The organism is Bacillus sp. 3103sda1, from assembly GCF_024159135.1.
Classification (GTDB): domain Bacteria; phylum Bacillota; class Bacilli; order Bacillales; family Bacillaceae_G; genus Bacillus_A; species Bacillus_A rhizoplanae.
The window spans coordinates 2,852,928-2,877,992 of the sequence record NZ_JAMYWS010000001.1 but is presented as its reverse complement, the minus strand read 5'-3'; the positions used below and the strand labels follow the sequence as shown (position 1 = coordinate 2,877,992).

Genomic DNA, 25,065 nt, shown 5'->3' with positions numbered 1-25,065 from the left:
AGGAGAGGTACTTGTGAAAATTAACATGTTCATTGATGGGAAATGGGTAGAAGCGTTATCCGGTGCTAGAAGAAACGTTATTAATCCTGCAACTGGAGAGGTGATCGCATCGTCTGCTGATGGATCAGAAGACGATGCGAAGGTGGCAATTAAGGCGGCGCGCAAAGCGTTTGACAGCGGGATTTGGTCGGATTTATCGGCTGATGAAAGAGCTGAATATCTCTATAAAATTGCGGATCGTCTTGAAGAGAAAGCGGCTGAAATTGCACGTTTGGAAACTGCAAATAACGGAAAAGTTATTCGTGCAACAACCTATGTGGATATTCCGGTGTCGATTGAATGCTTCCGCTATTATGCTGACTTGATCAAAGGTATGAAAAAAGAATCTTACACTCGTGCTGATTCTTCAGAAACAATTATTATTCATGAACCGATTGGTGTTTGTGGGCTTATTGTACCTTGGAACTTCCCACTTATGTTAGCTGTTTGGCAAATTGCTCCTGCACTCGCTGCTGGAAATACAATTGTAATTAAGCCTGCTGAGATTACTCCTGTAAGCGTATTCAAATTATTTGGAATTATTGAGGAAGTCGGGCTTCCGGCCGGAGTGGCAAACTTGGTATTGGGACCTGGATCAAAAGTTGGAAATGAGCTTGCCGAGAGCCATGATGTTGATAAGATTGCCTTTACTGGCGGAACAAAAACGGGCCAAAGCATTATGCGCGCAGCTGCGGGAAATATGAAAAAAATTACACTTGAACTAGGGGGGAAATCTCCACTTATTGTGTTCGATGATGTGGATTTTGAAACTGCAGTCGAGAATGCGATGTTCGGTATTTTCCACAATGCTGGGCAAGTTTGTTCAGCTGCATCCCGTCTGCTTGTACAAGAGACAATTTACGATAAGTTTGTTGAAAGACTGGCCGAGCGTGCAAGCAAAATTGTAGTTGGCAACGGGGAAAGCGAGAACATTGAAATGGGAGCCATTACAAACGAGACTCATATGAATGACGTTTTAGATTACATCAAGAGTGGAATCGAAGAAGGTGCAAAATTAGTTTGCGGTGGTAAGCGCTTAACAGAAAACGGGCTTGATCGAGGATTTTTTATTGCACCAACGATCTTTGCTGATGTTAACGCGAATATGCGTATTGTTAAGGAAGAGATTTTTGGTCCAGTCCTTGTTGTAGAGAAATTTAAAGATGAGGAAGATGCCATCCAAAAAGCTAATGATTCCATTTATGGATTAGCTGGTGCTGTATTTACTGAAGACATGAATCGAGCGAAACGTGTCATTAGTAAATTACGCGCGGGTATTACTTGGATTAATAGTTATCACCTCGCTTATGTTGAAGGGCCTTGGGGGGGATATAAACAAAGTGGAATCGGCAGAGCGTTAGGTACTACTGGGCTGGAGCACTTTATGGAAATGAAGCAAATCAATATCCACCAGCATGCCAAGCCTGTAGGCTGGTATGCGAACTAATTTGGCTTAACTTACTGGATAAACTATTTTTAGGAGGGCATGAGCATGGAAATAGCAGGAAACCGTCCCTCATCGAAGAAAGAAAAAGCAGAAATGATGAATAAGCCAGTAAATGATTCAACACTGGGAACCAAAAGTATTCCTTTACTATATTTACGGTTTGCTTTAGCAGGAATTATGGCGAATGCGATTCTTGGAGTGGTATCGATTGTCGATGGCTATTTCGTCAGCGGCTTTCAGGAGCTGGAAGTGGAAGGAATCGGAATTGGATTTACAATCATGGTTATTACCCGCATGCTTGGCGTTCTTTTTGGTATAGGAGCCGGAGCGGTCATTGCGCTTCGGCTTGGAAAAGGGAAAATCGAAGAAGCTAGGAGTATTATGGGACAAACTTTATGGTTTACTCTTCTCATCTCCACTTTGCTAGCTGTACTTGGATTGGTCTTTGAAAATCAAATCATGACTTTATTCGGAGCAAGTCATGATGCACTTCCATATGCGGTGAAATATAGCCGACTATTGTGGATTTCATTGCCAATAACGATATTGGCGGTTGTACTAAGTATTTTTACCAATATCGATGAAAAACCTGTATTATCAATGAACAGTTGGTTAGTTGCAGCGGTTGTTGCCGGAATTACAGAATGGATTATGGTAGTGAAATATGACATGGGCATGATGGGTTCCTCGTGGGCGAATACAATTTCACAATCGATCCCTGCTTTACTCATCTTTTATTTTTGGTTCGGTAAAACAAAGCTTAAGCCAAAAATAAAAGATATGATGATTAATCTTAAGACAATTGGTGAGGTGGCTTGGACAGGCTTTGCATCTTTTTCGAGTCAGTTCATGATGTTTTTTGCCATTATTTTCTTCAACAACTTACTGCAAAGCTACGGTGGTGGGCTGCACGTTGCTGCTTTCACGATTCAAAACGGTTATATTACAAATCTGCTCGCCTTAGCAGCACTCGGTGGGATGACGGGACTTCAACCGATCATTAGTTATAATTATGGTGCGGGCAATCTTGCTCGCGTTAAACAAGCAATTAAGATTGGACTCATTTTTACGGTTGCCTTCTTTTTGATTGCGACAGCTTTACTAATCATTTTTGCAGATCCGATTGTATCATTTTTTTCCGGCGGTAATCCTGAATTGCAGAAACTGGGCATTTGGACGACAGTTGTATTCAACTCTTTGTTTATGCTTAATGCAGTCAGCTTGCTTATATCCGGTTATTTCGAATCCCAAGAGAGAAACTGGACCGCAACGTTTATTAATGTTAGCAAAATGCTGTTGTTCTTATTCCCGTTTCTCTATGTTTTCCCGAAATTCTGGGGTGTAGAAGGTATATGGTACGCAGGTCCTGCTGCAGAAATTCCAGGCGTTCTCATTGCCATATACTTTATGAAAAAAGAGTTCAAACGTTTAAAAGATATGAATGTTAAGACAGTACGTTTATAGAACCTATTCCTTCAAAATTACTTAAAAGAAAGAGAGATGATTATCATGTTTTTTGCAAAAAAACTTACAGCAGAAGAAGTACAACAATTAGGCGTTGACACTTGGGAAGCATGGGTAGGCGAACCTAATAAAGGAACTTGGCATGTAGAAGAGCAGGAAGTTTTCTATGTGACAGACGGTGAGGTGTTTATTACTGTTGATGGAGAAAAGTATCATATTACAAAGGACTGGGTCGTTTCTTTGGCTAAAGATCTTGTTTGTGAATGGGATTGCCCAGAATTTTTGAAAAAGAATTATAAAATGAACCATGAGATCAATTTGAAATAATGTGAAATTAGGAGCGGCATCCAATCATTACAGCCGTATACTTTTCCTAAATATTTGTGGGTTATGGTACACAGCGCCGTTATCCGACCTTGTGACATATGTGATTGCTTCTTATTTTACGTAAAAAATTCAGAATATTTAAACGATTGTTGTTATTTGCTAATGAATATAAATCCAAAATTCGACATTGCTATCTCAAGTAATGCTGTTTTTACAGGCCTTACGGATAAGCTCATCCCTACTTATATCCGCTATTATTAATAATAAGATCGCAGCCATTGGTTCCGAAATCTTAACGATGGTTGGTTGATGGAGCTATCGTTTTTCAAGATGATGCAAGAAGGCCCACTTATAAAGACAAAAAACGGGTGGAACAAACGTTCTTTTCCCGTTTTTTAATTAGACCATTATTATGATTTATTTTTGACTAAGCCGAACAATAATACGTCTACAATAGAAGAGAGTGCTTCCGGTAAGGTAATATTATTTTCCATGTAAAAACGTTGATCAAAGATTGAATTTGTAGCATCTATAATCAACTTTATGGCGAGTGCTGTATTGATTTCATTGAGTTCACCTTGTTGAATACCTTCTTCGATTAATAAACGCAGAGCTTCCCACTCGTTCAAAGCAGCATTCACTTTTGTCCATTGTTCGGGGTAATACCGTTTCATTTGTTCTAATACTTTAAAGTCATAAAATTCAAAATGGGAAGGCATTGCAGTACAAACCCCTCTGATTTTCTCAATCAGGCTTAAAGATGTGTCTGCCATAATTTGTTCTGTTTTTTCGGTTACTTCGGATAATGTTTGGTCAATGATTAACTCCAAAATTTCAACCTTCGAAGAAAAATGTTGATAGAGGTATCGCTTGTTTACACCAATACGGTTTGCTAAATCATCCATTGTAAACTTCATGCCTTTATCATGAATCTCTTCAATAAAAGCTTTTATAATGCGTTCTCTCATTCCTAGTACTCCTTAAATTAGAAATTTGTTGAAAAGGTTATCTAAACTAAGTTACTCAACTTTCGCACCTTGAAAATTATTTTTAACCCTTGTCTATGTCTGTGCCATATTCTCTATTGGGACATTTCCCTTATTGACACATAACACCTTTTTTAGCAGGATGGAAGCAACCAAGCGCCCAATTAAAAATGGAAAGGTACATATCTTCCATGATACAGCACAACTTCCTGTCCGAAAAGGCACTTAACTCTACTATTTCATAACGCAGGATCCTTTTTTGAGCCAATTTGGCATTGCATATCGTTCGAGAATGCGAGGTTAATCACGTCATCTTCGTAGGTACACGTCACGGTTCAATATACTGTCAATCTAATCAAACACAACACGCCGGTCACGTTCCCGGAAGGTCTTCCGTGCAAATGAGAGATTCTGCATTACATCAATAGGGCGTATAAAAACAATATTGAACTGGAATCCCCCTCGACCGATACATTCTTCACCACTAAATCAAAACAGCTATCCGGGTAAAAGTCCCGTGGTAGCTGTTTTGATTTATCCTTCCAATTCTGGCACCCGGTTGTTTGTTTGCATTTTCATGATAGTTGGATATATCTCTTGAACAAACAATACATCGATGGGTACAGTATAAGGATACTTGGTTCACCAGAGACAGATAAAAATGTTTACCCTGTCCGATCACCTATCGATCGAACAAGATAAACATTTACTTTTACGCCTAATGCTTCGTTGCCTTGGGACTATCCAGCTTGATAGACAATCTCTCCATCAATGATCGTCATGTGGACAGGAAGATCAGCGATATCGGCAGGGTCAGCTTGCAAAATGCTTCCATCCAGGATTACTAGATCGGCTAGTTTTCCAACTTCGATGCTCCCTTTGTGTTGTTCGTCAAAGCTCGCGTAAGCTCCATTCCATGTGTAAGCCCGGATCGCCTCTGTTACGGAAACAGTTTGATTGCTTCCAATCTCCTGTCCCTGCTTGCTCTTCCGGTTCACCGCCGCTTGAATTCCGAATAGCGGACGATAATCGGTCACTGGGCTATCGGAGCCCGCTGCTGCAATGATGTTATTTTTAAAAAAGTCACGAAGTGGATACATTTGATTCACCCGCTCTCCGTAGTTATGGACGTATCCATTTCCATATTCATAGAAGAAAGCAGGGTTAGGTATCGGGATGACGCCAAGCTGTTTCATCCGTTCAATTAGATCCGGTTCTGAAATCCCTGCATGTTCAATACGTGGTCGGGCATCTGGGCGAGGATATTCCTTCAGGGCGGCCTCTATACAATTCAATACCATTTCAATTGCACGATCTCCCTGCGCATGGGCTGTAATCTGGAATCCTTTCTTATGAGCCTCTACTAGTTGTCGGTTTAGTTCTTCCTGTGTATAGTACAAAATACCGTAATCCTCTGGGTTACTTGTATACGGCTTACGGGTTGCAATGGTCGGACCGCTGCTGCTGCCATCCGTGAACAGCTTTGCAGGTCCGATTTTAAACCGGTCATTCCCTAGGCCTGTTACCATTCCAGCGTTAATCATACTTTCCAAAAATAATTCGGGGTTGTCTAATGCGCAGACCATCGCATAAATGCGCACTTTGACCAAGCCTTGACGAACCGCCTCATGCATCGCTCGAAACCCCTCGGAGTCATTGCAACCTGCATCATGGATACTGGTAATCCCAGCTGCTACAAAATCGGCAGACGCTAACGCAAAGGCTTGGGCTATTTCTTCTTCGGAATAGGTTACTTTATTGGCAATTTGGAAATGAGCCGTTTCAATTAAACGACCTGTAAGCTCTCCCTCGGCACTATGTTCAATCATCCCACCTTTAGGATCGGGTGTATCCTTGTGAATACCGAGGATTTCCAGTGCTTTTGAATTGACCACCGAAATATGGTTACACGCGCGTATAATGATAATCGGGTGTTCCCTTGAAATCTGATCCAATTCTTCTCTAGTCGGATACCGCTGTTCTGCGACTTTGGTCTCATTGAACCCCCAAGCCCGCACCCATTTTTCTGCCGGGAGCCCGGACGCTTTTTTACGTAAATCTTGAAAAATATCCTGCAGGGAATGAATATGGGTAGCTTTGCAGCTTACCCCCAGCTTGTCTATGCCATACGAGGAAATGTGCAAATGTGAGTCGATAAATCCCGGCAAGAGGCTTTTCCCTTTCAAATCAATTACCGTTGTCTGCGGACCGATAAGACGCTTAATCTCCTCTGAGGTACCGACGGCGATAATCCGGTTCCTTTTTACCGCAATCGCTTCTACTATTCGATTCTGTTCATCTACCGTAATAACCTCGCCATGAAGAAATACGATGTCTGGCATTCTTAAACCCCCTTATTCTCTTGGAAAACCGCATTATTATCATTGTACAACTCATGCCAATATTTAAATTATTATGTCTTAGATTGGTGTATTGTTCTTGAGCGTCCTCTAGTTTCTCATCAATCATATTTGCGATAATAGGCAAATTGCTCTTCCTGTTTATTTGAAAGAAACATTTTTGTGGGGGATACCGAATGCAAAAATGTACAAAAATTTTTGCTACTACTTGATTTACGGGGAATCTTCTATTAGAAATCAAGTGGTATACCCATAGTAACTAAAAACGTTATTATAGTTACAAGTTAATTATACTGAATATAAAGAATTATTCAATACTTTTTAGGTCTGGTGCAAGGAATCTAACAAACTTAGACATACTGTGTAGATTTACAATGAAAAGTGACCCATCCCTAAAATAAAAAATACAATTCTCTTATAACGAAATGAGAGGAGTTTAAGCAAGGGGGCAACCATTCGAGCACTAAAACAAGAAGGACATTCTATTCGATCTATTATCAAATTATTAAATGTCTCAAGAAATACAGTAAGAAAAGCATTAATAGCAGAGAAAGGCCCTATTTATTAAAGGAAAGAAAAAGAAGATAAGTTAATTGTTCCATTCGAAGAGATAATTCGAAAATATGTAGGTGAAGGATTAATGGGAACTGTTTATTCGGATCTACTTATCATAGTGTGAGAGTTTTGAAAATACTTTTTATATGGGTTAAAAGGTAATAAGAGAATTTAAGTTGAATAAAAAGAGAGTGTAGAATTTTCTATTCAAAACAATTTTCATCAATTTACTTATATACCAAAACTCGGTTGGTTAACCTGGTAAAAGGAAGGTGTAATTTTGAAGAAATTTATCTTAGTGCTACTACTCTTGGTTAATGTTTGCTATATGGCAATTTATTTTACTAATTTCGAAGTTTTTGCTCCCAACTCTGTATGGATCGTCTTTTTTATCATTAGTTTATGTCTATCTATTCTTTATTTATATCGTTCGAGAAAACAATCTGGCTATAATCCATATTTAGCAATTGCAGTTTTAGTTACAGGTATTAGTTCTTTAGGTGCTTATGGTTTTCGATATTTTTTATCTCATCTTATGGGGTAACAGTTATTCAACTATCGAGTGCTGAATTTAATAGTAAAGGCATTTAAAAAAGTTTGCGGTTAAATTTATCGAAAGCTTTTTTGTGCTGTTTAGTGCGTAATTCTTACTGAGGATTTATATGCTAAAGAAGTTTATTATGTTTCTTCATAGAAAAAAGCAATCGGTTGAATTATAAAATTTGAAATCAAACCCCATACGCCAAACATAACGAATTTATTAGCGGTTTCAATGGAATTCATAAAAATTAAAAAACAAATTAGTACATAAACAAGAAAGTATATTAGAAAAGATTTTTTTGTTACATGTAATGTTGTATTGCAGTGTGTACAAACAAGCTTGTAGGAGTTGTTTCGTAAAAAGAGGGTTTTCTTCTCTATTTTGTTACGGCATTTGGGACATGTCTTCATTTTTATTTCACCTCATCGCTGCCTAATTTAAAAATCGTAGGATTCTTTGTATAAATGGGAAAAGGGCAGAATAGATTCATTCATTTCTTTCAAATATATATAATAATTATAACTGAAAATTCTAACTTAATAAAAATGAAGCCTTTACTAAAGGCTTCATTTTTGTATCATAAGAAGTATATTTTTCCTAGTAGGAGGAGCATAAATATAGCCACCCAAAAGGTAAGCATAAATGTAGCTTTTTGTTTTATTTGATAAGCTCTAACTGCTTGAAGTACGGTCATTACAAATAGTAGAATCATTAAAATATTGGAGCTGATTGATTCGGTGATAAGACCATAAACAGAGACAACAAGAACAGCTACAGCACTTAATAATGACAAGGTTTGAATCAGTTTTGATAATGTCATCATATATCCCCTTTTTGATAAATGATTCCATAATATATATTCAATTAGACAAATCCATATCCCTAAAAGATATTTATGATAAAAAACATGGCAAAGAGCCATGTTTTTTCATTATTTCCATTATCAATATTCCATCAATGTATACTGGCATTTTTCATACTTTGTAATCTTATTAGGTCTTCAGAGTTACTTTCATCTGTCCTCAAAGCGTAGATGGACGAATTTCAGCATCTTTATAAGATCAACGATTCGTACCATTACACGTGTGCTGCCTTCCCATTGTTTTTTTGTAGGTATTCCTTTAAAGAATGATTCACAGCTTAATACCTTTATTTTTGGTGACCATTTTTCCAAAGCTTTTGGATTATTAACGTAAAAGTACATCATGGCGCCTTTGTTGCCAGCCTTTTGAACTGTGCGGTTTGAAAGCCCCAGCGCAAATTTTGATTCCGCGTCGAAATATAATTCGCCGCCAGGAAAGCGCTGCGCCATGGCAGAAAACATTTCTTTAAGTTGATTTTCTTGAAAGTAATAAAAAACTCCTGCTGAGACGAAGAGTATTCCATCATTCTCATTAAACTTAATATCGTCAAACCACGAAATATCAAAAAAAGATTTGGCAATACTGATATTTCTCGGGGAATCTGCAATTAAGGTCTTACGAAAAGCTATTGCATCGGGCAAATCGAGATTATACCAATTGATTGTACCGTTGTCGATTCTTGGAAAAGTGGTATCTAACCCAGAGCCGATGTTCACAATGGTAGCCCGAGGGTGCTTAGTGATAAAATTTCGGATTGTGTCATCAATTTTACGAGCACGAACGATGTAGGTTATCCCGCCGTATTCACCAAAGGTTTTGGCTATATCTGTAAAATTAAAATCAGATCTTTTGATAATGTTAATAGCTTCCTTGTCATCCAAAATTTCTGGATTTTTCTCACTGCCAATGGCACGTCCCCATAGGGGGATGAGCATTGTGCCTTGAACTGATTGTAAATCTATCATTTTTTCCATAAAAATCCTCCGTTTCAAACTGCTGTATCAGAACTCCTGTTGTACTAGAAGATAAATCAATAATAGTGTTATTTGTGAAAATAAATTCAGCCTATTCTTACGTAAGGGATTTTGTGTCAAATTCCATTAATCGAAACGCGTTCTCTTTACTTCATGATTAATTATCCTCGACCATTTTTGCTAGCATTCTATTTGTTTTATGTAATCCGTACAACAAGTCACGCCGATCTTCATCTGATAGTTTTTCAAGATTATCCGTGAAATTGTTATATATCTGTTTCCAGCGTTCATGTTGCACATCTTCTGCTTTTTTCGTTAGCGAAATTAAAATTGCTCGTTTATCTGAATCATCTTGTTTCTTAGTTATATAGCCATCTTTCTCCAAGTTACGTACTGTTACACTGAGTTGTTGCTTAGGTATATTTAAATCATGAGCTATCGTTTTCAAATTTACAGGCTTACTTTGCTGGGAAACATACTCAACTACATGTTGTTCTATATGCGTAAATTCTGATGATTTTTCGGATAATAACTTGAAAGTTCCAAACATATTCATCAACAGATTCAAGTATTCGTTTAATAAATCTTTATCGTCCATCATTGTTCTTCCTCCATCAATTTAGTAAGTATTATATTACTATTTTTCGGTAAAATAAACGTTTTCTTCTGTTTATTGTAAATGATTGTTTACAAAATGGTAAAGTAATATAATGAGCTGCTACATTAACTTCACATGAATACAATATATTTTTTCTGTGTATTACATGATAAAATGGAATATAAAGGAATGAAAGGGGTGGATAAGTAATGGAAGTGCTCGTAGAAGTTCTGAAATACGTTACATATGTATTAGTCGTATTTAGTGTTGTATTTGTTATCATACGTAGGAATTATCTATATCCGTCTAACTCTTTGCTTCTCTTTTTTGGATTGGGAAGTGCCATAGCATCAGCAAGTGGAAGCTCGATGTTTAATATATTTTTTATGCTTCTTTGTGATACTGTTGTTTTCATATCTGTCCTTTTTATCATGAAAGATATACGAAAGTTTCGTAACAAGGCAGCTGAATAGAACTTTTCTTCAGGTGTGAGGGGTGTTATACATACTCTCATTTTTTTGTTTAGTCTTATATTAGAGGTACAGTTAACTAAATATCACATTTTCTACGTTAAGACATTTACTGGAAGTGGCATTCTTGATTTTCTTACGATTAGGATTTTTTTCACCATAATCTCTCGTTTTTAGTGGAATTAAAGATACGTTTTTTCTTATAAATAAGAACATGTTTTGGTTAATCTTTTTATATTAAAAGAGAAGAGGAGATAAAACGGAGTAAATCTATATTATTTTTTCTTAAAGTCTTCTAAAGGGCTCTCATCGCTTAGTTCAACGAAGAAAGGAAAAAGGAATAAAAAGAGGCCATGTATAATGTCACTTGAAAAACGAAAGGTTTCGGCTGAAATATATTGTCTTTGATTACAATACGGACAATCTTTACCATCATTTTGGAAAAATAGAGACCATACATCTTTTGCTTTCCATTTCGCCTTACAATTTGTACAACGAGTCATAACATTCCTCCTATTCTTTTAACCCATTTTTTAGATTACAATTCGTATAGTTTCCGAAATATACCATTTAACTATACATAAAATGGTAAGTTATGTTAATTGAATATATATAGCATACAACTAAAATCTCTTCTATTTAGTCTTACTTTTTGATAAGGGCGTGGATGATTGAGTTCTCTTATCTTTTATAGGTTCTTTCTGTCTTGGTATATTGTTTGCGGTATTCAACAGGAGAAAGGAGCTTGTTATATTGGAAGATTATTATTGGGATAAAAGGTTGGATTATTTAAGGAATACAAGAGATTTATATTATAACGATGACTATTTAGGGTTTTTAGTGAATTCAGTTTGGAAAATTTCTAAACCCGTACATATCATTGACTTTGGATGCGGGTATGGATATTTAGGACTTAAACTGTTACCCCTGTTACCACTAGGTTCAAGATATACAGGTATTGATAAAGGACAGCAATTGATTCATACAGCAAAGAGTCTGTTTCAGGACCTTCCATATGAAGCTGAATTTATTGTAGCGGATGTTACTGAAATTGAATTAGAGAGTAAGTATGACATAGCAGTATGCCATGCCTTTTTGTTACATATGGCTGATCCGATAAAAATGTTGCAGAAAATGATTCATTCAGTCATTGATGAAGGTAATATCATATGTTTTGAACCGCACTGGATTTCCAATATGTCTTCGTACAACCTTAACAAACACGACCAATCAGAAATTATTCAGCTTGGTTTTCTTCAAAAACTGTTCGAGGAAGATACAAAACGAAATGGAAAAGATGGAAACATCGGGAGTAAGTTACCGATCTATCTGAGCGAATTAGGTGTAAAAAATATTGATTGCCGAGTTAGTGATAAAGTTAATTTTCTAGACTCTAATATAAACGAAACAGATAAACAGAGATTATATGATTCACTCAAAGAAGAAGGATTAGGTGCAGCTCCTACTGAAAGGAAAGAGTTTATTGAGAACTTAATAAATCGAGGGGCTACATTTACTGAAGCACAGGATCAGTATGAAGCAGAACTACGATTTTCTAAAGCATTTAATATTAATTCCTCTTTAATCTACGCCCCAAGTATGAAAATTACTTTTGGAGTGGTAAAAAAATAAGAAACATAGGTTTTAGAATTCAAAATGAAGAAAACTGCTTATTTATCATATCTGGCGAGAAGTCCCCATCTCAAGCGCGAAACGGTAGGTGGGGGTAGTTCAATTTATCTATCAAGACTGGATGGACGAGGCCCCTATGATCTTAATTCGCACTAATGTGCTATTTTCCCTATTTTTAGCGTCACTTGGCTTCTTATGTTTCGATATCACCAAAATCGTGTAAGATAAGTTATGACTTTACAAATAGCACGGCCGATTTTACTTGTCGGCCGTGTTTTTATATGTTTTGGTCTATATTCATTGTTATTAATTTTGAATCAAAAAAGGAAATTACCATTTTATGTAGAAAATGATAATTCTATAAATTGTCATATTATTTTGAAAGGAGGTGTACACTATGAAGTTCGGCAGTATTCTTATTGGAATGATTATTCCGTTTGCAGCTATTGTTGGTGTCTTACCATTTATTGCATCATCTGATATAAGCATCATGGGGTTCCCAATCATTTATTTTTGGATTTTTCTATGGCTGCCGCTTACCTCGCTTTGTCTTTGGTTATCTTGGATGTTGTATGATCGTCATAATCTGAAGGGGGATTTATAGAAAAGGGGGATACCGTATGTCACTTATTATTTTTTCTGTTATCATACTTTCTACTATTCTGTATGCTGTATATTCAAGACAGAAGAGTGAGCAAATCAGCGTAGAGCAATATTTAGTAGGAGGCCGACAATTTAACGCTATATTGCTATTTTTCTTAGCTGTGGGTGAAATCTACGGTGTAGGTACGATTTTAGGATTTCCAGGTGGTGTATATGCAAAAGGGCCAAGTTATGGAATATGGTTTTTAGGGTATATCTTATTGGCTTATGCTGTCGGCTATTTCTTTGCACCTTTAATTTGGAGGGCAGGTAAGCAGTACGGTGCTATGACCATAGCGGATATTTTTAAAGGTCATTACTCGCACCGAGGTCTGGAATTGACTGTTACCATAACAGCCCTTATTTTTTTGATTCCATGGGCTCAATTACAATTCGAAGGGCTGGTTGTTTCTTTAAATGCACTGGGGTTTCACTTATCAGCTCCTGTAGCGACTATTATCGCTGGAGTTATGGCTTATATATACATATCGGTATCAGGTGTCAAAGCACCGGCTATTATTTCTATCGTAAAAGATATCCTGATGTTTCTTGCTATTGTGATTGTAGGCGGAGCAGTTTTACACAAGGTTGGCAGTGTGTCCCACCTATTTGAAATGGCGAAACAACAGGGGGCTTTAGTCAAAGTTGACAAACCAATGGATATGAACTTTGCCATTTCAACTATCATTTTTCAAGCATTTGCATTTTATGCAGTTCCTCATGTTACAGGTGTATTTTTTACTGGTCGTTCTGAACGAGCGGTAAAAAAAGCACAGATTGTCATGCCGCTCTATATGTTCATGTTTCCGTTTTTAATTATCATCTCGTATTTTGCTCTGGCTACAATACCAAATCTAGACAAACCTAACAGTGCATTTATGGCTACGGCAATTTCTCTGCTGCCTCCATGGTTAATTGGCGTCATTGCAGCAGGAGCAGTGTTATCAGGCATTGTAGTACTATCTATGATTAGTCTCGTCATTGGTGCCTTAGTTTCCCGTAATCTTATAAAGAATATTTCGGAACAAGCGCAGCTAAAATCAATTAAAGCTGTAGTCATCTTATACTTACTGCTATCTATGGCCATAACGATTTTTGCTCCTAGCTTAATGATATCTCTTGTTAATACAGCTTACTATGGATTTGGACAGATTCTTCCAGGATTTATCGGTGTTTTCTTTATCCGTAAACTTACTCCAATTGGAATTGCTGCAGGTATTCTTGTCGGAGATGTGGCGGTACTTGGAATGAGTATAGGGAAAATTAGTATTTACAATATAAATATCGGCCTTATTGCTCTTATATTAAATGTAATCGTTGCATATGCAGTCAGTGTGTTATTTAAAAGTAATCCAATCTTCGTATCTCCTATCACAAAACAAGAAAATTCTAGTCAGCCTTCAATTTCGTCACAAAAACATGTGGGGAGCTAATCTTAAATATATTTTTTAAAATTATAGGAAGCTGATATAATGCAGCTTCCTATTTCAATTTAATTTTGTATTGGTATATGCTTGATTTTCTAAAATATATTCCAATCAGAGAAATAATGATTAAGGCAACCATAAAAGGACAAAACACCAATTGTATCCAATTAATCTCCATTCTCCAGCCCCCTTCAATAGCATGCATATTTCTATACTTCAATTTACAGTTAAAATCCTTTAGGTATGATAGAAATGTATTTTTTACTCCTGTGAAATTCATATTATTAGGATTGTCTATAGTAAAATATTGATATGTAATAGGAGATATATAATAAGAATCTGATAACGGGTTTGGGGAGGGATTTGAATGTCAGATAAAATTATTGTAGTACCTTATAAAAGTGAATGGCCAAGAGAATTTCAAGATCTAGGTAATTCGCTAAGAGTTGTTTTAGAGGACGTTGCGATAAGAATTGACCATATTGGTTCTACATCAATACCTGGTTTAGCGGCAAAACCAATTATTGATGTACAAATTTCTGTAAGAACATTAGAATTATTGGATTCCTTTAGGGAACCTCTAGAAAGTTTAGGGTTCATTCATAGGGCGGATAATTCAGATTGTTCTAAACGTTATTTTCGTGAAGCCCCTGGTAACAAGAGAACGCATATACATGTGAGACGCGAAGGGAGTTGGCCTGAGCAACTTGCGCTCTTATTTAGAGATTATATGCGCAATCATCCAGAAGACTGTAAACGATATGAAGACTTAAAATATAAACTAGTTAAAGAATACGTAAATGATCGAGGTATGTATACGGAAGCAAAAGATCCTCTAATTTGGGAGATTCTTAGAAAAGCGGATAAATGGAGTCAAAATACGGGATGGATGCCTCCAAAATCAGATGCGTAACAATCGCTTAAGTAAGGGGGCGAAAGAATGGTTAAAGCTGTTATTTTCGATTTAGATGGAACTCTATTAGATAGAGATAGTTCTCTTAAACTCTTCATTAAAGATCAATATAAGAGGTACATCAATGAACTAAAACATGTACCTGAAGAGCTATATGTAAATCGATTTATTGAATTAGATAATAAGGGCTATGTTTGGAAAGACAAAGTATATGAGCGATTACTCCAAGAATATGTTATCTCTAGTTTAACTTGGGAGCAGCTGTTAGAGGATTACATAAGCAACTTTCAACATCACTGTATTCCTTTTTCTAACATGGAGCACGTATTACAAGAGCTTAAAAATAGCGGGATATTATTAGGTATGATTACAAATGGATTCACTGAATTCCAGTTACTGAATATTCGTGCTCTAGGGATTGATAAGTACATGGATATCATATTAGTTTCAGAGCAAGAAGGCCTTAAAAAACCTCAAGCTGAAATCTTCCTAAGAGCTTTAGAAAGCTTAGGTGTCAGTCCTGAAGAAAGTGTATATGTAGGTGATCATCCAGAGAATGATGTAGTAGGAGCTCGGAATGTAGGAATGCATGCAATATGGAAGAAGGATGTATTTTGGGGAAATCAGTTTACAGATGAACATGTAATTGATGATTTAAAAGAGTTATTATCCATAGTTAATATTGTTACTAGGGAACTGTGACAAAGTTATTTGACAAATGCCCATTTTGTATTAAAAAATAGGAAGCTGATATAATGCAGCTTCCTATTTCAATTTTTCTGATTTCTCCATTAATCTCGATTGATATGTTTTTCCCCAATTCCTCATTTGGACAATAATCGGCTCTAGCGTTCTTCCGAAATCAGTTAAAGAATACTCGACTTTAGGGGGAACTTCCGGATAAACTTTTCTATGTACAATTCCATCGTTTTCTAGTTCGCTTAATTGTAAAGATAACATTCGTTGTGTAATGCCGGGGATTAATCTTCGTAACTCATTGAAACGCTTTTTTTCATCTAATAGATGATACAAAATAACACCTTTCCATTTTCCGCCGATAACATCTAGTGTTATTTCAACAGGGCAACCCTCCTGGCAACCATAACCGCTTTTTCTATTCCTCATAAAACAGCACTCCATAGTAATATTTATTGATGGTAACAGTAACACTAATGATACTATACTACATGAATGTGCCTTCTTACATAATTTAATTTTGCAATTTATAATGCAAGGAGAAGACAAATTTTATTAAACGGAGGAAATGAACATGAAAGCAATTGGTTTATTAGAATATTTACCAATCGAAAATGAGAACAGTTTGATTGATATTGAATTACCAAGACCTATACCGAAAGGAAGGGACTTACTCGTTAAAATCCATGCCATTTCTGTTAATCCCGTTGATACAAAAGTTCGAGCGCCAAAAGATAAGAAAGAAGAAGAGCCAAAAATACTTGGATGGGATGCTAGTGGCGTTGTTGTAGAAGTTGGGGAAGAGTGTACATTATTCCAACCGGGTGATGAAGTTTTCTATGCAGGGAGTATTACAAGACCTGGTACATATAGTGAATATCATGTAGTAGATGAAAGAATTGTTGGAACAAAACCGAAAAATTTAACTCACGCACAATCAGCTGCTATACCTTTAACAGCTATTACAGCATGGGAAGGAATGTTTGAACGTTTAGCAATTGATTTTAATAATAAGGAAAAGAACAAATCCAAAAATATTTTAATCATTGGCGGCGCAGGTGGTGTAGGATCTATTGCGATACAATTAGCGAAATGGGCGGGCCTTAATGTCATTACAACAGCCTCTCGAACTGAAACGAAAGATTGGGTGAAAAGCTTAGGTGCTGATTATGTGATCAATCACCATAAATCATTTAAAGAACAATTGTCACGGATTGAAATAGCAGAAGTTGATTACATTTTTTGCTTAAATAATACAGATCAACATTGGAATGGCATGGCAGAAGTAATCAAACCACAAGGTGGGATTTGTTCTATTGTAGAAAATGAGAAACCATTAGCATTAGGTTTATTAAAAAGTAAAAGTGCTACATTTGTTTGGGAATTCATGTTTACACGACCTATGTACCATACAGAAGATATGATTAATCAACACCTTTTATTAAATCATGTTAGTGAATTGCTTGAGCAAAATACGATTAAGACGACATTAAACAAGACGTTATCGCCAATTCACGCTGCTAATATTAGAAAAGCGCATGCGATGATTGAAACAGGAAGTACGGTTGGGAAAATCGTATTAGAAACATTTTGAAACTATAAATGAATAGTGATATATGGAAAATGGAGCTGTATGTATTATGGCTCCATTTTTACATGGATAAAAATTGATTATGTTTATCTTTTCCGAAAATAAACGGTCTGTTCTTTTCTAATTTTATAGGATCGCTCATATGTATATTATTTTAGAGAAAACACCTTATAAGTAATATTTAATCACTGTAGAAGAGTGAGTTTCTTCACTTTCAAAATTTTTATGGTAGTAAGGAAGGAAAACAAGGGGGCGGTGAGAAAGAGCGTTATAAGGGGTGCAATTTACATATATCAAGCGGGAGGGAATTGTATGTATATTTTTATCGGGATTGGAATTTTAATTGTGATCCTTGTTTTTTTATTAGCAGAAAAATTCGCTCCAAATTCAGCTATGATGGTAAGTTTTCAAGGGAAACAACTGAAAAAATTTCTTCTAGGACTTACGATTATTTCTATCTTTTGTACAGCTTACGGAATATATCATAAAATGACGTATAAACTCCCGTATATTGATATTACAGTAAATAATGAGAAACATACTGTTTTTGGAAACATTGGAGAGTTAGGGTATTATTCGGATACATTGATTAAAAAAGGGCAAGAAACGCAAATGTATATAATACTTTGGAAAGATATTCACCCAGCAGATGTTCGAATGTTCATCACGTATCCATCTGGAAAAGAAGAAGTTTGGGAACCTAAAATGTCTCTGCTTACGGCTAGATCTATACAAGACTTGAATCAGAAATTTAAAATAAAAGAAATTTATGAACTGTCTCCTTATACGTTTAAAGAATCTGGAAATGTAAAAATAACTTTAAAAAATGGAGCAAATGTGATTGGAAGTATGCCTGTGAAAGTGAAAGAATCAAAATAATGATTCTTGAATTAACTGTAAGCGTCAAATATTCCCCACCTACAATTTGTCATTAACTCCTGAGATAATCTCCTTACATACTACATGTGGAGGTTTTTTTATGAAAAGACACCTATTAAAGAAAGAATGGGAAACTTATATTCAAGACTATAAAAGCAGTGGATTATCAAACGTTTCCTGGTGTCAAAAACAGAACCTACCAGTTCATTGGCTATATTACTGGCTGAAAAAATTATCACCTGAAACTGAAGATCAAAATAAAAATGAGCGTGTGAATTGGATTTCTATGAATGTCCCTGTCGTAGAAGAAAACATACACATCGCGAGGTGCTAGAGGAAGTGCCACTATGTATAGTGTGGTTGAAAGCGCCTATGTTGAAAAATAGGCGCTTTCTTTAATAATTTTAATTAACATTTTTTAGGTTCAACTTGTTGTTTAATTGTAAGTGATTTAGGCTTCATATTCACACAACAGATGCTCACAACAATGAATAAGAGTCCAACAAAAAGACTAAGGGTAATTGCTTCATGTAAAAAAATAGCACTCGTTATAATCGCAATAAGTGGAATGAGAAATGTATAGGCTCCCACTTTGCTTGCCTCTCCTGAGCCGATAAGTGTAAAGTAAGCTAACCAGCCCAATGCAATAACAAAGATAGAGACAAACAATAATATGGATGTAAATGGCACGTTCCAAACAATACTAGACCAGCTTTCAAATTCTGATCCAAACCCGATTAAGAAAAAGCCACCAATAATCAGTTGAAGTGTAACCATCCAAATTGCGTTTACACGATTACCGGTTTTTTTAATGAACACCGTACCAAGTGCCCAGCCAAGGGAACAGCCTAAAGCGAGTAATATTCCAACGATAGAAATATGACCACTTAAACCACTCGAACTTATAACAGCCACACCGGAAAATCCAAGAATCAAGCCGAAGATTTTTAATCCATACATTGCTTCTTCGAGCCAAATCCAAGAGAAAATACCGAGCAGCACTGGCTGAAGGAAAACGATAGCTGAAAACAGGCCAGCTGGCATATATTCAAGTCCTATAGTCTGAAGTCCATAAAATAATATGTTATTAAGTAAAGCGGAAATAAAGTATAAATGCCATGTTTTCTTTAAGTTCAACTCTTTATATTTTGGCAAGGCAAAAATAAGTAGGATGAATCCGCCTAACACTGTTCTCATTCCCGCAAACAACACTGGCGGCGTATAATGAAGAGCGAATTTTGACAAAGGCCAATTGATTCCCCACATGATGACAAGAAATGTGAGAAGTAAGGCCATTCTTGTTCGCGAAAGTTGTGTCACGTTATGACCTCCTTGTTGTATTTCATTTCACTATGATATGATATTGGACATAATAAATAAAATGAATCTTTTTTATAAGGAGTATAAGTAATTAGTTATGACCATTACGCAACTTCAAGTATTTGTAAAAACCATCGAAATGGGAAGTTTCACGAAAGCTGCTCAAAGTCTGAATATGACACAACCAGCTGTGAGCCACGCTATATCTAGTATTGAATCAGAATTAGGCGTTACACTAATCATTCGTGATAAGAGAAAAGGATTAATTCTTACTGATGTCGGGAAACGCATTCTTATTCATATTCGAGAGATTTTGAATGGGATAGAAAAGGTGGAACAAGAAGTAGCTGCAGAAAAGGGGCATGAAGTAGGGACAATTCGTATTGGAAGTTTTCCGAGTGCTTCCGCATATTTCTTACCTAAAATCATTAACATCTTTCGGCAGAAATATCCGAACTTAGAGCTGATCCTTTATGAAGGAACACTTAAGGAAGTAGAAGGTTGGTTATTGTCTCGCGTCATCGATATCGGGATAGTTATCCTTCCAAATGAAGAAATGGAAATTATCCCATTGACCAGGGGGAAAATGGTTGTGGTTCTACGAGATGATCACACCCTATATAAGAAATCAGCTATTACAATACAGGATTTGAATAATGAACCAATCATTATTTTTAAAGGGGGATATGAACCTCCGATTATCGATATGTTTAAACAAGCCGGAGTACCGCTTCGCATTGAATATGCAGTTTCTACCGTAACGACATCACTAAATATGATACAAGAAGGGCTAGGGTTGGCCATCTTAGCTGAATTATCCTTATCTAATCTCCCCCCGAATGTTCGAACTCGAGAGCTAGAACCACAAGTTTGGAGAGAAATTGGTCTAGCTGTCCCTTCATTAAAGGAATCATCGCTTGCAGTCCAATTATTTATTGAAGAGGTGCAAGAGCTGTTTTCTTTGTAAAATAGGCTTATCCCTTATATGAAGGGGGAGCCTTTTCTTTATAATTTTCTGTCCAAATTGTACGAGAAATGGAAGTTTAAAAGTAAACGTCAAGTAGCCCTAAAATATAATACATGAGTGGAGTATTTCGGGCCTACTTTTTGTTTGTTTCATTTTTTATTGGTACTCTGCATATAGACGGTAAATCAGATGAACACGGCAAGACTTTGTCTATTTCTTCTTTATTCATTAGATCTATGTTTGGTAGAGTTTCAAACAAATAGTGGAGATAATGATAGGGACTTAAATCGTTCTCAATTAACTGTGGATACAATTTGCTTCTTTTTATACAGCGTCTTCTTTTTAACAGGAGTCAGTGAATTTACTGTTGAATTTACAGGAAGTAGGGATTGCAAACGTACGGTGTTACTTAAAATCAAGGGAAAATAGAAATGAGAAGAAGGGAATGAATATTGGAGGGATTGGATTGTTCATAAGAGAGGCAACAGAAAAAGACGCAGAATGCATTTTATATATTCGAAAAAGCATTATATCTCAAAATGAGTTTTTTCTAGTTACAAGCGAAGAATTTCATGTAGATATTGAAATGCAGAAACAGAGAACAATAACAAATAGTCAACAAGGCGGTGTAACATTTGTTGCAGAAGACGGTGAACGTATTGTTGGTTTTTTAGTGTTTACTAGAAACTCAATGAAGCGCTTAAATCACACCGGCTCATTTGGAATAGGCATTTTAGATAATTATCGTAATCAAGGTGCAGGAACAAAAATGCTTTTACAATTAATAGATTGGGCAAAAACACAAGATGGCATAGAAAAAATTTGTTTAGGTGTTATATCAACAAATGAAAGAGCGATAAAAGTTTATGAAAAAATAGGCTTTAAAGAAGAAGGAAGAGAGAAGCAGCAAATTAAATTTGAGAACGGACAATATGCAGATAATATTATAATGGCATTGCATTTACAATAAAATCGTTTCATTCACTTCATCGGCGTATTGTGCCATATGCTAATTTTTACATAGTTTATTTCGAAGTATTGTATTATTTAGCTAGGAGGGTGATTTTATTTGGAAATCAAGATAAAAAAACAAGATTTTGATTTATTAACATGTGCTGATCTTAGTCAAAGATGCTTTGAACCTCTTATTAAAACTTATAAAAAAAGAGTAGTGGAACAGACTACCTTGAGTAGTTATCAGATTAAACAACAGTTTTATGAGCAATTAACTGAAGGTCAACGAGCGTTATTTATGTTCTATGCGTACTATAATCACGTAAGTAAATCACTTACCGAATTCTACTGGTGGAGCGCATATTTTATGGCTCAACCTCAAAGTTGGGCAGCACTCAAAGCTGGAATAAGGTATTTTAAGGATGAATCAATGCTTTCACTCTTAGAGAAAATTGAAAGAGAACTAAAGCATTATAATCATCCTGAGACATTAGAAGACTTTTCAATCACACGTGAAGAACTAGATAAAAACAAAAGACTTCAGGCATCTATCGAATCTCTACATATTATATTTGAAAATACTTCTCCATTTACCGTAAAAAAAATAAACAACCATATTGAAAAAAATTTACAAGATTTTGTTGAGATTAAGGGTTAATTTTTTAATAGAATTTTAAATATCTTTATTGCCACTAATCACATTGTATTACAATATATTCAACTCCCTTCTTTTTTAATAATGTCACTATGTAAATATATATTCTTTTATTTCAATTATCTTAAATATAGTTATTAATATAATGATGAAAAATAAAGGAGGATTTCAATGACATTCCCAACTCTAGAAACCGACCGTTTAAGTTTAATTGAGATAAATCAAACGTATAGCCAAAATATATATGATATTTTTTCACTTGAAGAGGTAACACGTTATTATGGTATGAATTGTTTTCAAGAGAGGGAGCAGGTTGTTCGAATGATTGATTCTTTTTCGAAAAATTTTCAAGAAAAACGTGCAATTCGTTGGGGAATCGTTGTGAAGGAAACGGGGGATTTTGTCGGTACAGTAGGTTATAATAATTTACAACTTTGGAGTAAACGAGCTGAAATTGGTTACGATATTCATCCTTCTTTTTGGAGAAAAGGATATGCATCTGAAGCTGTTAAAGCGGTTTTAGAATATGGTTTTCAAGAATTAGATTTATTTCGTATCGGAGCTATTACCTATCCTGAAAATGAGGCATCATCTCATTTATTATTGAAAATAGGTTTTCAGAAAGAAGGATTATTGAGAGGTTATATTTATCAAAATCATCATTCAAATGATGCTTTAGTTTATTCAATTTTGAAAACAGATGGGGAGAAAGAGAGGAATCTCTAATATTAATCTTTCTCTGAGAATAGAAAACTACAAAAAATGAAAAGAAGAGGAGATATTTTGAGTCAAAATAAACAAGTTCAAACAGAAAAAGGGTTATCAACTATACAGAAAATGAAAAAATGGGCTAAAAACTTAAAGAAACAACTTCTTGTACTGTATTTAGCATATCGAGATGAAAGAGTCCCTTGGTATGCTAAGTTATTTACAATGCTTGTTGTTGCTTATGCTTTCAGTCCTATTGACCTAATCCCAGATTTCATTCCAATCTTAGGGTATCTTGATGATCTCATTCTTGTTCCTTTAGGTGTTTACTTGGCGTTAAAGCTTATCCCTGAAGAAGTATTAGAGGATTGTAAAAGGAAAATAGAAGGACAATCATCTATGAATAAACCTAAGAATTGGATAACAGGATTTCTTATCATTATCATTTGGCTAATTGTTTTCGTATGGATTGTAAACCTTGTTTTATCCTAGTTTTTTGTTGATTCCTTGTTACTAATAGATTTAATTAGATATCTAACACGAGTAAATATTACTTATGTGGATTTGAAATAAAGTCGTACCGTTTATAAAAAATTGCACCTTTATACCCCTTTAGATAATCTAAAGGGGTATATTTATAGTAAAAAGGAAAAGAACATCTGGAATTGAAAGATCGATTAAGGAACTGTTGAGTGACAATAAGTTGTTTCGTTAAAGGTTCATATTGTTGAAGATGAACTGTGAATAAAAATCAAAATACATAGTTAAGGAAGTGGATGGATGAATTTATTAACTGTTACTGAGGAATTTTTTAATTATGTAAGGGAGTTTTTACTTTTAAGATTTATACTATTTGCTTTGGTCCTCATGACTTTGTCCTTTGTCATAAACCGTATTATTGATTGGTTCTTTAGGAAGTCAAGCTTTTTTGATGAAGAAGTAGAACAGACGATTCAAAGTGTAATTCGTTCAATTTTAAGGTATGGAATTTTAATCAGTCTTGTTTTTTATCTAATTAGTCAATTTGTAGATATAAAAGGTATTCTTGCAGGTGCAGGGATTGCCGGAGTTGTCATCGGTTTTGCTGCACAACAGATGCTAAAAGATGTTATATTAGGGTTCGCAAGATTAACGGACAAAGAGTTTCGTGTCGGCGATTTTGTTACTTTTAACGGAACAAGTTCAGGTACCATTGAGGAAATTGGTATTCGCTTTATGCAAATTCGTGAATGGTCGGGAAAACTCCTTACCATCCCACATGGAGAGATTAGAACGATACAAAATTTTAACAAAGGCTGGATGCGGGTTCTTGAACGGATTACGGTAAGTTATCAGGAAGATCCTACAAGAATAAAGGAATTGTTAGAAAAAGTATGTGTTATCTGCAATGAAAAATTGGAACAAAGCCTATATAGGATAGAGGACGAGGCTGTTGAATCATTTCAATATGTTGGTGTTACAGACTTAAATCCAAATCTTAAATATGTTGGGTATGAATTTTGTATTGTAGGTTTGGTTAAACCTGAGGAGTATTTTGAAACCTCCAGGCAAGTAAGGTTTGAACTAATGTCTATATTCCATGAGAATCAAGTACAAATGCCAGCAGCGAATATGTTCGTTCATACTGAAAAATTACAGGAGATTCCTGGAGAGCAGCTTTCACCAAGCAGGTAAAGAAAACTAGCTGATTGGAGAACCTAGGTCAGTTCATGAGGTGTGATTGGAAATTATATTTAGAATTTGGGTTTGTAGACCGGCAGATTTCGATGAGCTTAAGGGGTTAAACAATTCCTCCTAAAAAAAAGTAACTTCCGCACTCGGGCGCAATTCTGTAGCGAGAATTGTGCTTATTCTTTATGTATCGGGACAAATTCTTGAATAACTAATTGTGGAAAAAATAGCAATTTGAGATGGTGCGTTAGTGGAATAAGGAACATTATGTTAAGTGACAAAAAGTTGTTTAATTTACAATAAAGTCGCTTAAAAAATAATAAAGTTGTTTACTTCCTATTGGACTAACAGGCAGGTTAGTTGAAGAGTGTTAGTTAACTTGTGTT

The 25,065-nt window shown here is 35.6% G+C and carries 26 protein-coding genes and 2 pseudogenes; 18 read left to right on the top strand and 10 right to left on the bottom strand.

What is annotated here, in order from left to right; genetic code table 11:
* Window positions 1-13: 13 nt before the first annotated feature.
* The 3 genes from NKR74_RS14245 to NKR74_RS14235 are packed head-to-tail and all read left to right on the top strand — an operon-like array spanning window position 14 to window position 3,277.
* A complete protein-coding gene (locus tag NKR74_RS14245) occupies window positions 14-1,486 on the top strand; it encodes an aldehyde dehydrogenase family protein (RefSeq protein ID WP_253629987.1) in 1,473 nt (490 codons plus the stop codon).
* Between the two features lie 45 nt (window positions 1,487-1,531).
* Window positions 1,532-2,950, top strand: coding sequence for an MATE family efflux transporter (locus NKR74_RS14240; RefSeq protein WP_253629986.1), 1,419 nt, complete (start codon window positions 1,532-1,534; stop codon window positions 2,948-2,950).
* Between the two features lie 45 nt (window positions 2,951-2,995).
* The gene (locus tag NKR74_RS14235) at window positions 2,996-3,277 is read left to right on the top strand and encodes a cupin domain-containing protein (RefSeq protein ID WP_253629985.1); all 282 of its coding nucleotides are present in this window, start codon (window positions 2,996-2,998) and stop codon (window positions 3,275-3,277) included.
* 410 nt (window positions 3,278-3,687) lie between these two features.
* Here the strand turns inward: NKR74_RS14235 and NKR74_RS14230 are convergent, their stop codons facing one another.
* Both NKR74_RS14230 and NKR74_RS14225 read right to left on the bottom strand, forming a co-directional pair.
* Window positions 3,688-4,245 carry a TetR/AcrR family transcriptional regulator gene (locus tag NKR74_RS14230; protein WP_253629984.1) on the bottom strand — a complete coding sequence of 186 codons (558 nt, stop codon included), beginning with the start codon at window positions 4,243-4,245 and terminating at the stop codon, window positions 3,688-3,690.
* A gap of 758 nt (window positions 4,246-5,003) precedes the next feature.
* Complete coding sequence (locus NKR74_RS14225; protein ID WP_253629983.1) at window positions 5,004-6,605, bottom strand: amidohydrolase; 1,602 nt, start codon at window positions 6,603-6,605, stop codon at window positions 5,004-5,006.
* 463 nt (window positions 6,606-7,068) lie between these two features.
* Between NKR74_RS14225 and NKR74_RS24155 the strand changes: the two are divergent.
* A pseudogene (locus NKR74_RS24155) lies at window positions 7,069-7,191 on the top strand (helix-turn-helix domain-containing protein); the annotation flags it as partial.
* Between the two features lie 1,105 nt (window positions 7,192-8,296).
* Here the strand turns inward: NKR74_RS24155 and NKR74_RS14220 are convergent.
* From NKR74_RS14220 to NKR74_RS14205, 5 genes are all read right to left on the bottom strand, one after another.
* Window positions 8,297-8,539: a hypothetical protein gene (locus NKR74_RS14220; RefSeq protein ID WP_253629982.1), complete on the bottom strand. Its 243-nt coding sequence runs from the start codon at window positions 8,537-8,539 to the stop codon at window positions 8,297-8,299.
* A 192-nt stretch (window positions 8,540-8,731) separates the two neighbouring features.
* Window positions 8,732-9,556 carry a class I SAM-dependent methyltransferase gene (locus tag NKR74_RS14215; RefSeq protein ID WP_253629981.1) on the bottom strand — a complete coding sequence of 275 codons (825 nt, stop codon included), beginning with the start codon at window positions 9,554-9,556 and terminating at the stop codon, window positions 8,732-8,734.
* Between the two features lie 157 nt (window positions 9,557-9,713).
* Window positions 9,714-10,154 (bottom strand): MarR family winged helix-turn-helix transcriptional regulator, encoded by a 441-nt coding sequence (locus NKR74_RS14210; protein ID WP_253631161.1) that lies wholly within the window; start codon window positions 10,152-10,154, stop codon window positions 9,714-9,716.
* A gap of 292 nt (window positions 10,155-10,446) precedes the next feature.
* The gene (locus NKR74_RS23955; protein ID WP_301287702.1) at window positions 10,447-10,569 is read right to left on the bottom strand and encodes a hypothetical protein; all 123 of its coding nucleotides are present in this window, start codon (window positions 10,567-10,569) and stop codon (window positions 10,447-10,449) included.
* Window positions 10,570-10,899: 330 nt separating this feature from the next.
* Window positions 10,900-11,127 (bottom strand): hypothetical protein, encoded by a 228-nt coding sequence (locus NKR74_RS14205; protein WP_253629980.1) that lies wholly within the window; start codon window positions 11,125-11,127, stop codon window positions 10,900-10,902.
* 250 nt (window positions 11,128-11,377) lie between these two features.
* On the opposite strand from NKR74_RS14205, the gene NKR74_RS14200 reads away from it, so the two are divergent.
* The 5 genes from NKR74_RS14200 (at window position 11,378) to NKR74_RS14180 (ending at window position 15,940) form a co-directional block, all read left to right on the top strand.
* Window positions 11,378-12,256 carry a methyltransferase domain-containing protein gene (locus NKR74_RS14200; protein ID WP_253629979.1) on the top strand — a complete coding sequence of 293 codons (879 nt, stop codon included), beginning with the start codon at window positions 11,378-11,380 and terminating at the stop codon, window positions 12,254-12,256.
* A 397-nt stretch (window positions 12,257-12,653) separates the two neighbouring features.
* A complete protein-coding gene (locus NKR74_RS14195) occupies window positions 12,654-12,860 on the top strand; it encodes a DUF3311 domain-containing protein (protein ID WP_098311182.1) in 207 nt (68 codons plus the stop codon).
* A 16-nt stretch (window positions 12,861-12,876) separates the two neighbouring features.
* Window positions 12,877-14,331 carry a sodium:solute symporter family protein gene (locus NKR74_RS14190; protein WP_098311183.1) on the top strand — a complete coding sequence of 485 codons (1,455 nt, stop codon included), beginning with the start codon at window positions 12,877-12,879 and terminating at the stop codon, window positions 14,329-14,331.
* 361 nt (window positions 14,332-14,692) lie between these two features.
* Window positions 14,693-15,238, top strand: coding sequence for a GrpB family protein (locus NKR74_RS14185; protein WP_253629978.1), 546 nt, complete (start codon window positions 14,693-14,695; stop codon window positions 15,236-15,238).
* Window positions 15,239-15,265: 27 nt separating this feature from the next.
* Window positions 15,266-15,940, top strand: coding sequence for an HAD family hydrolase (locus NKR74_RS14180; protein ID WP_253629977.1), 675 nt, complete (start codon window positions 15,266-15,268; stop codon window positions 15,938-15,940).
* Window positions 15,941-16,003: 63 nt separating this feature from the next.
* On the opposite strand, the gene NKR74_RS14175 is transcribed toward NKR74_RS14180, so the two are convergent.
* Complete coding sequence (locus NKR74_RS14175) at window positions 16,004-16,363, bottom strand: winged helix-turn-helix transcriptional regulator (protein ID WP_098311186.1); 360 nt, start codon at window positions 16,361-16,363, stop codon at window positions 16,004-16,006.
* 145 nt (window positions 16,364-16,508) lie between these two features.
* On the opposite strand from NKR74_RS14175, the gene NKR74_RS14170 reads away from it, so the two are divergent.
* The 3 genes from NKR74_RS14170 (at window position 16,509) to tnpA (ending at window position 18,738) form a co-directional block, all read left to right on the top strand.
* Complete coding sequence (locus NKR74_RS14170; RefSeq protein ID WP_253629976.1) at window positions 16,509-17,528, top strand: zinc-binding alcohol dehydrogenase family protein; 1,020 nt, start codon at window positions 16,509-16,511, stop codon at window positions 17,526-17,528.
* 309 nt (window positions 17,529-17,837) lie between these two features.
* The gene (locus NKR74_RS14165) at window positions 17,838-18,404 is read left to right on the top strand and encodes a hypothetical protein (protein WP_253629975.1); all 567 of its coding nucleotides are present in this window, start codon (window positions 17,838-17,840) and stop codon (window positions 18,402-18,404) included.
* 100 nt (window positions 18,405-18,504) lie between these two features.
* Complete coding sequence (gene tnpA / locus NKR74_RS14160) at window positions 18,505-18,738, top strand: IS66 family insertion sequence element accessory protein TnpA (protein ID WP_098311189.1); 234 nt, start codon at window positions 18,505-18,507, stop codon at window positions 18,736-18,738.
* 74 nt (window positions 18,739-18,812) lie between these two features.
* Here the strand turns inward: tnpA and NKR74_RS14155 are convergent, their stop codons facing one another.
* Entirely contained in the window at window positions 18,813-19,724 is a 912-nt protein-coding gene (locus tag NKR74_RS14155) for a DMT family transporter (protein ID WP_253629974.1), read from the bottom strand.
* Window positions 19,725-19,821: 97 nt separating this feature from the next.
* Here NKR74_RS14155 and NKR74_RS14150 point away from each other — a divergent pair, with 97 nt between their 5' ends.
* Window positions 19,822-20,691 (top strand): LysR family transcriptional regulator, encoded by an 870-nt coding sequence (locus NKR74_RS14150; protein ID WP_098311191.1) that lies wholly within the window; start codon window positions 19,822-19,824, stop codon window positions 20,689-20,691.
* Between the two features lie 133 nt (window positions 20,692-20,824).
* Here NKR74_RS14150 and NKR74_RS24250 read toward each other — a convergent pair.
* Window positions 20,825-20,986 (bottom strand): annotated as a pseudogene (locus tag NKR74_RS24250) (IS66 family transposase); the annotation flags it as partial.
* Between the two features lie 150 nt (window positions 20,987-21,136).
* Between NKR74_RS24250 and NKR74_RS14145 the strand changes: the two are divergent.
* From NKR74_RS14145 to NKR74_RS14125, 5 genes are all read left to right on the top strand, one after another.
* Window positions 21,137-21,661, top strand: coding sequence for a GNAT family N-acetyltransferase (locus NKR74_RS14145; RefSeq protein WP_253629973.1), 525 nt, complete (start codon window positions 21,137-21,139; stop codon window positions 21,659-21,661).
* 99 nt (window positions 21,662-21,760) lie between these two features.
* Window positions 21,761-22,303: a hypothetical protein gene (locus NKR74_RS14140; protein ID WP_253629972.1), complete on the top strand. Its 543-nt coding sequence runs from the start codon at window positions 21,761-21,763 to the stop codon at window positions 22,301-22,303.
* Window positions 22,304-22,471: 168 nt separating this feature from the next.
* A complete protein-coding gene (locus NKR74_RS14135) occupies window positions 22,472-23,026 on the top strand; it encodes a GNAT family N-acetyltransferase (RefSeq protein WP_098311193.1) in 555 nt (184 codons plus the stop codon).
* 57 nt (window positions 23,027-23,083) lie between these two features.
* A complete protein-coding gene (locus NKR74_RS14130) occupies window positions 23,084-23,500 on the top strand; it encodes a YkvA family protein (RefSeq protein ID WP_253629971.1) in 417 nt (138 codons plus the stop codon).
* Between the two features lie 288 nt (window positions 23,501-23,788).
* A complete protein-coding gene (locus NKR74_RS14125; RefSeq protein ID WP_253629970.1) occupies window positions 23,789-24,682 on the top strand; it encodes a mechanosensitive ion channel family protein in 894 nt (297 codons plus the stop codon).
* Window positions 24,683-25,065: the final 383 nt, after the last annotated feature.

Excerpts from the sequence above, each read along its gene's own strand:
- NKR74_RS14175 (WP_098311186.1), bottom strand. The coding sequence starts at position 16,363 with ATGAGGAATAGAAAAAGCGGTTATGGTTGCCAGGAGGGTTGCCCTGTT.
- NKR74_RS14135 (WP_098311193.1), top strand. The coding sequence starts at position 22,472 with ATGACATTCCCAACTCTAGAAACCGACCGTTTAAGTTTAATTGAGATA.
- NKR74_RS14145 (WP_253629973.1), top strand. The coding sequence starts at position 21,137 with ATGAATATTGGAGGGATTGGATTGTTCATAAGAGAGGCAACAGAAAAA.
- NKR74_RS14210 (WP_253631161.1), bottom strand. The coding sequence starts at position 10,154 with ATGGACGATAAAGATTTATTAAACGAATACTTGAATCTGTTGATGAAT.
- NKR74_RS14220 (WP_253629982.1), bottom strand. The coding sequence starts at position 8,539 with ATGACATTATCAAAACTGATTCAAACCTTGTCATTATTAAGTGCTGTA.
- NKR74_RS14190 (WP_098311183.1), top strand. The coding sequence starts at position 12,877 with ATGTCACTTATTATTTTTTCTGTTATCATACTTTCTACTATTCTGTAT.
- NKR74_RS14225 (WP_253629983.1), bottom strand. The coding sequence starts at position 6,605 with ATGCCAGACATCGTATTTCTTCATGGCGAGGTTATTACGGTAGATGAA.
- NKR74_RS14230 (WP_253629984.1), bottom strand. The coding sequence starts at position 4,245 with ATGAGAGAACGCATTATAAAAGCTTTTATTGAAGAGATTCATGATAAA.
- NKR74_RS14205 (WP_253629980.1), bottom strand. The coding sequence starts at position 11,127 with ATGACTCGTTGTACAAATTGTAAGGCGAAATGGAAAGCAAAAGATGTA.
- NKR74_RS14165 (WP_253629975.1), top strand. The coding sequence starts at position 17,838 with ATGTATATTTTTATCGGGATTGGAATTTTAATTGTGATCCTTGTTTTT.
- NKR74_RS14180 (WP_253629977.1), top strand. The coding sequence starts at position 15,266 with ATGGTTAAAGCTGTTATTTTCGATTTAGATGGAACTCTATTAGATAGA.
- NKR74_RS14170 (WP_253629976.1), top strand. The coding sequence starts at position 16,509 with ATGAAAGCAATTGGTTTATTAGAATATTTACCAATCGAAAATGAGAAC.
- tnpA (WP_098311189.1), top strand. The coding sequence starts at position 18,505 with ATGAAAAGACACCTATTAAAGAAAGAATGGGAAACTTATATTCAAGAC.
- NKR74_RS14125 (WP_253629970.1), top strand. The coding sequence starts at position 23,789 with ATGAATTTATTAACTGTTACTGAGGAATTTTTTAATTATGTAAGGGAG.
- NKR74_RS23955 (WP_301287702.1), bottom strand. The coding sequence starts at position 10,569 with ATGAAAACAACAGTATCACAAAGAAGCATAAAAAATATATTAAACATC.
- NKR74_RS14235 (WP_253629985.1), top strand. The coding sequence starts at position 2,996 with ATGTTTTTTGCAAAAAAACTTACAGCAGAAGAAGTACAACAATTAGGC.
- NKR74_RS14185 (WP_253629978.1), top strand. The coding sequence starts at position 14,693 with ATGTCAGATAAAATTATTGTAGTACCTTATAAAAGTGAATGGCCAAGA.
- NKR74_RS14195 (WP_098311182.1), top strand. The coding sequence starts at position 12,654 with ATGAAGTTCGGCAGTATTCTTATTGGAATGATTATTCCGTTTGCAGCT.
- NKR74_RS14150 (WP_098311191.1), top strand. The coding sequence starts at position 19,822 with ATGACCATTACGCAACTTCAAGTATTTGTAAAAACCATCGAAATGGGA.
- NKR74_RS14215 (WP_253629981.1), bottom strand. The coding sequence starts at position 9,556 with ATGGAAAAAATGATAGATTTACAATCAGTTCAAGGCACAATGCTCATC.
- NKR74_RS14240 (WP_253629986.1), top strand. The coding sequence starts at position 1,532 with ATGGAAATAGCAGGAAACCGTCCCTCATCGAAGAAAGAAAAAGCAGAA.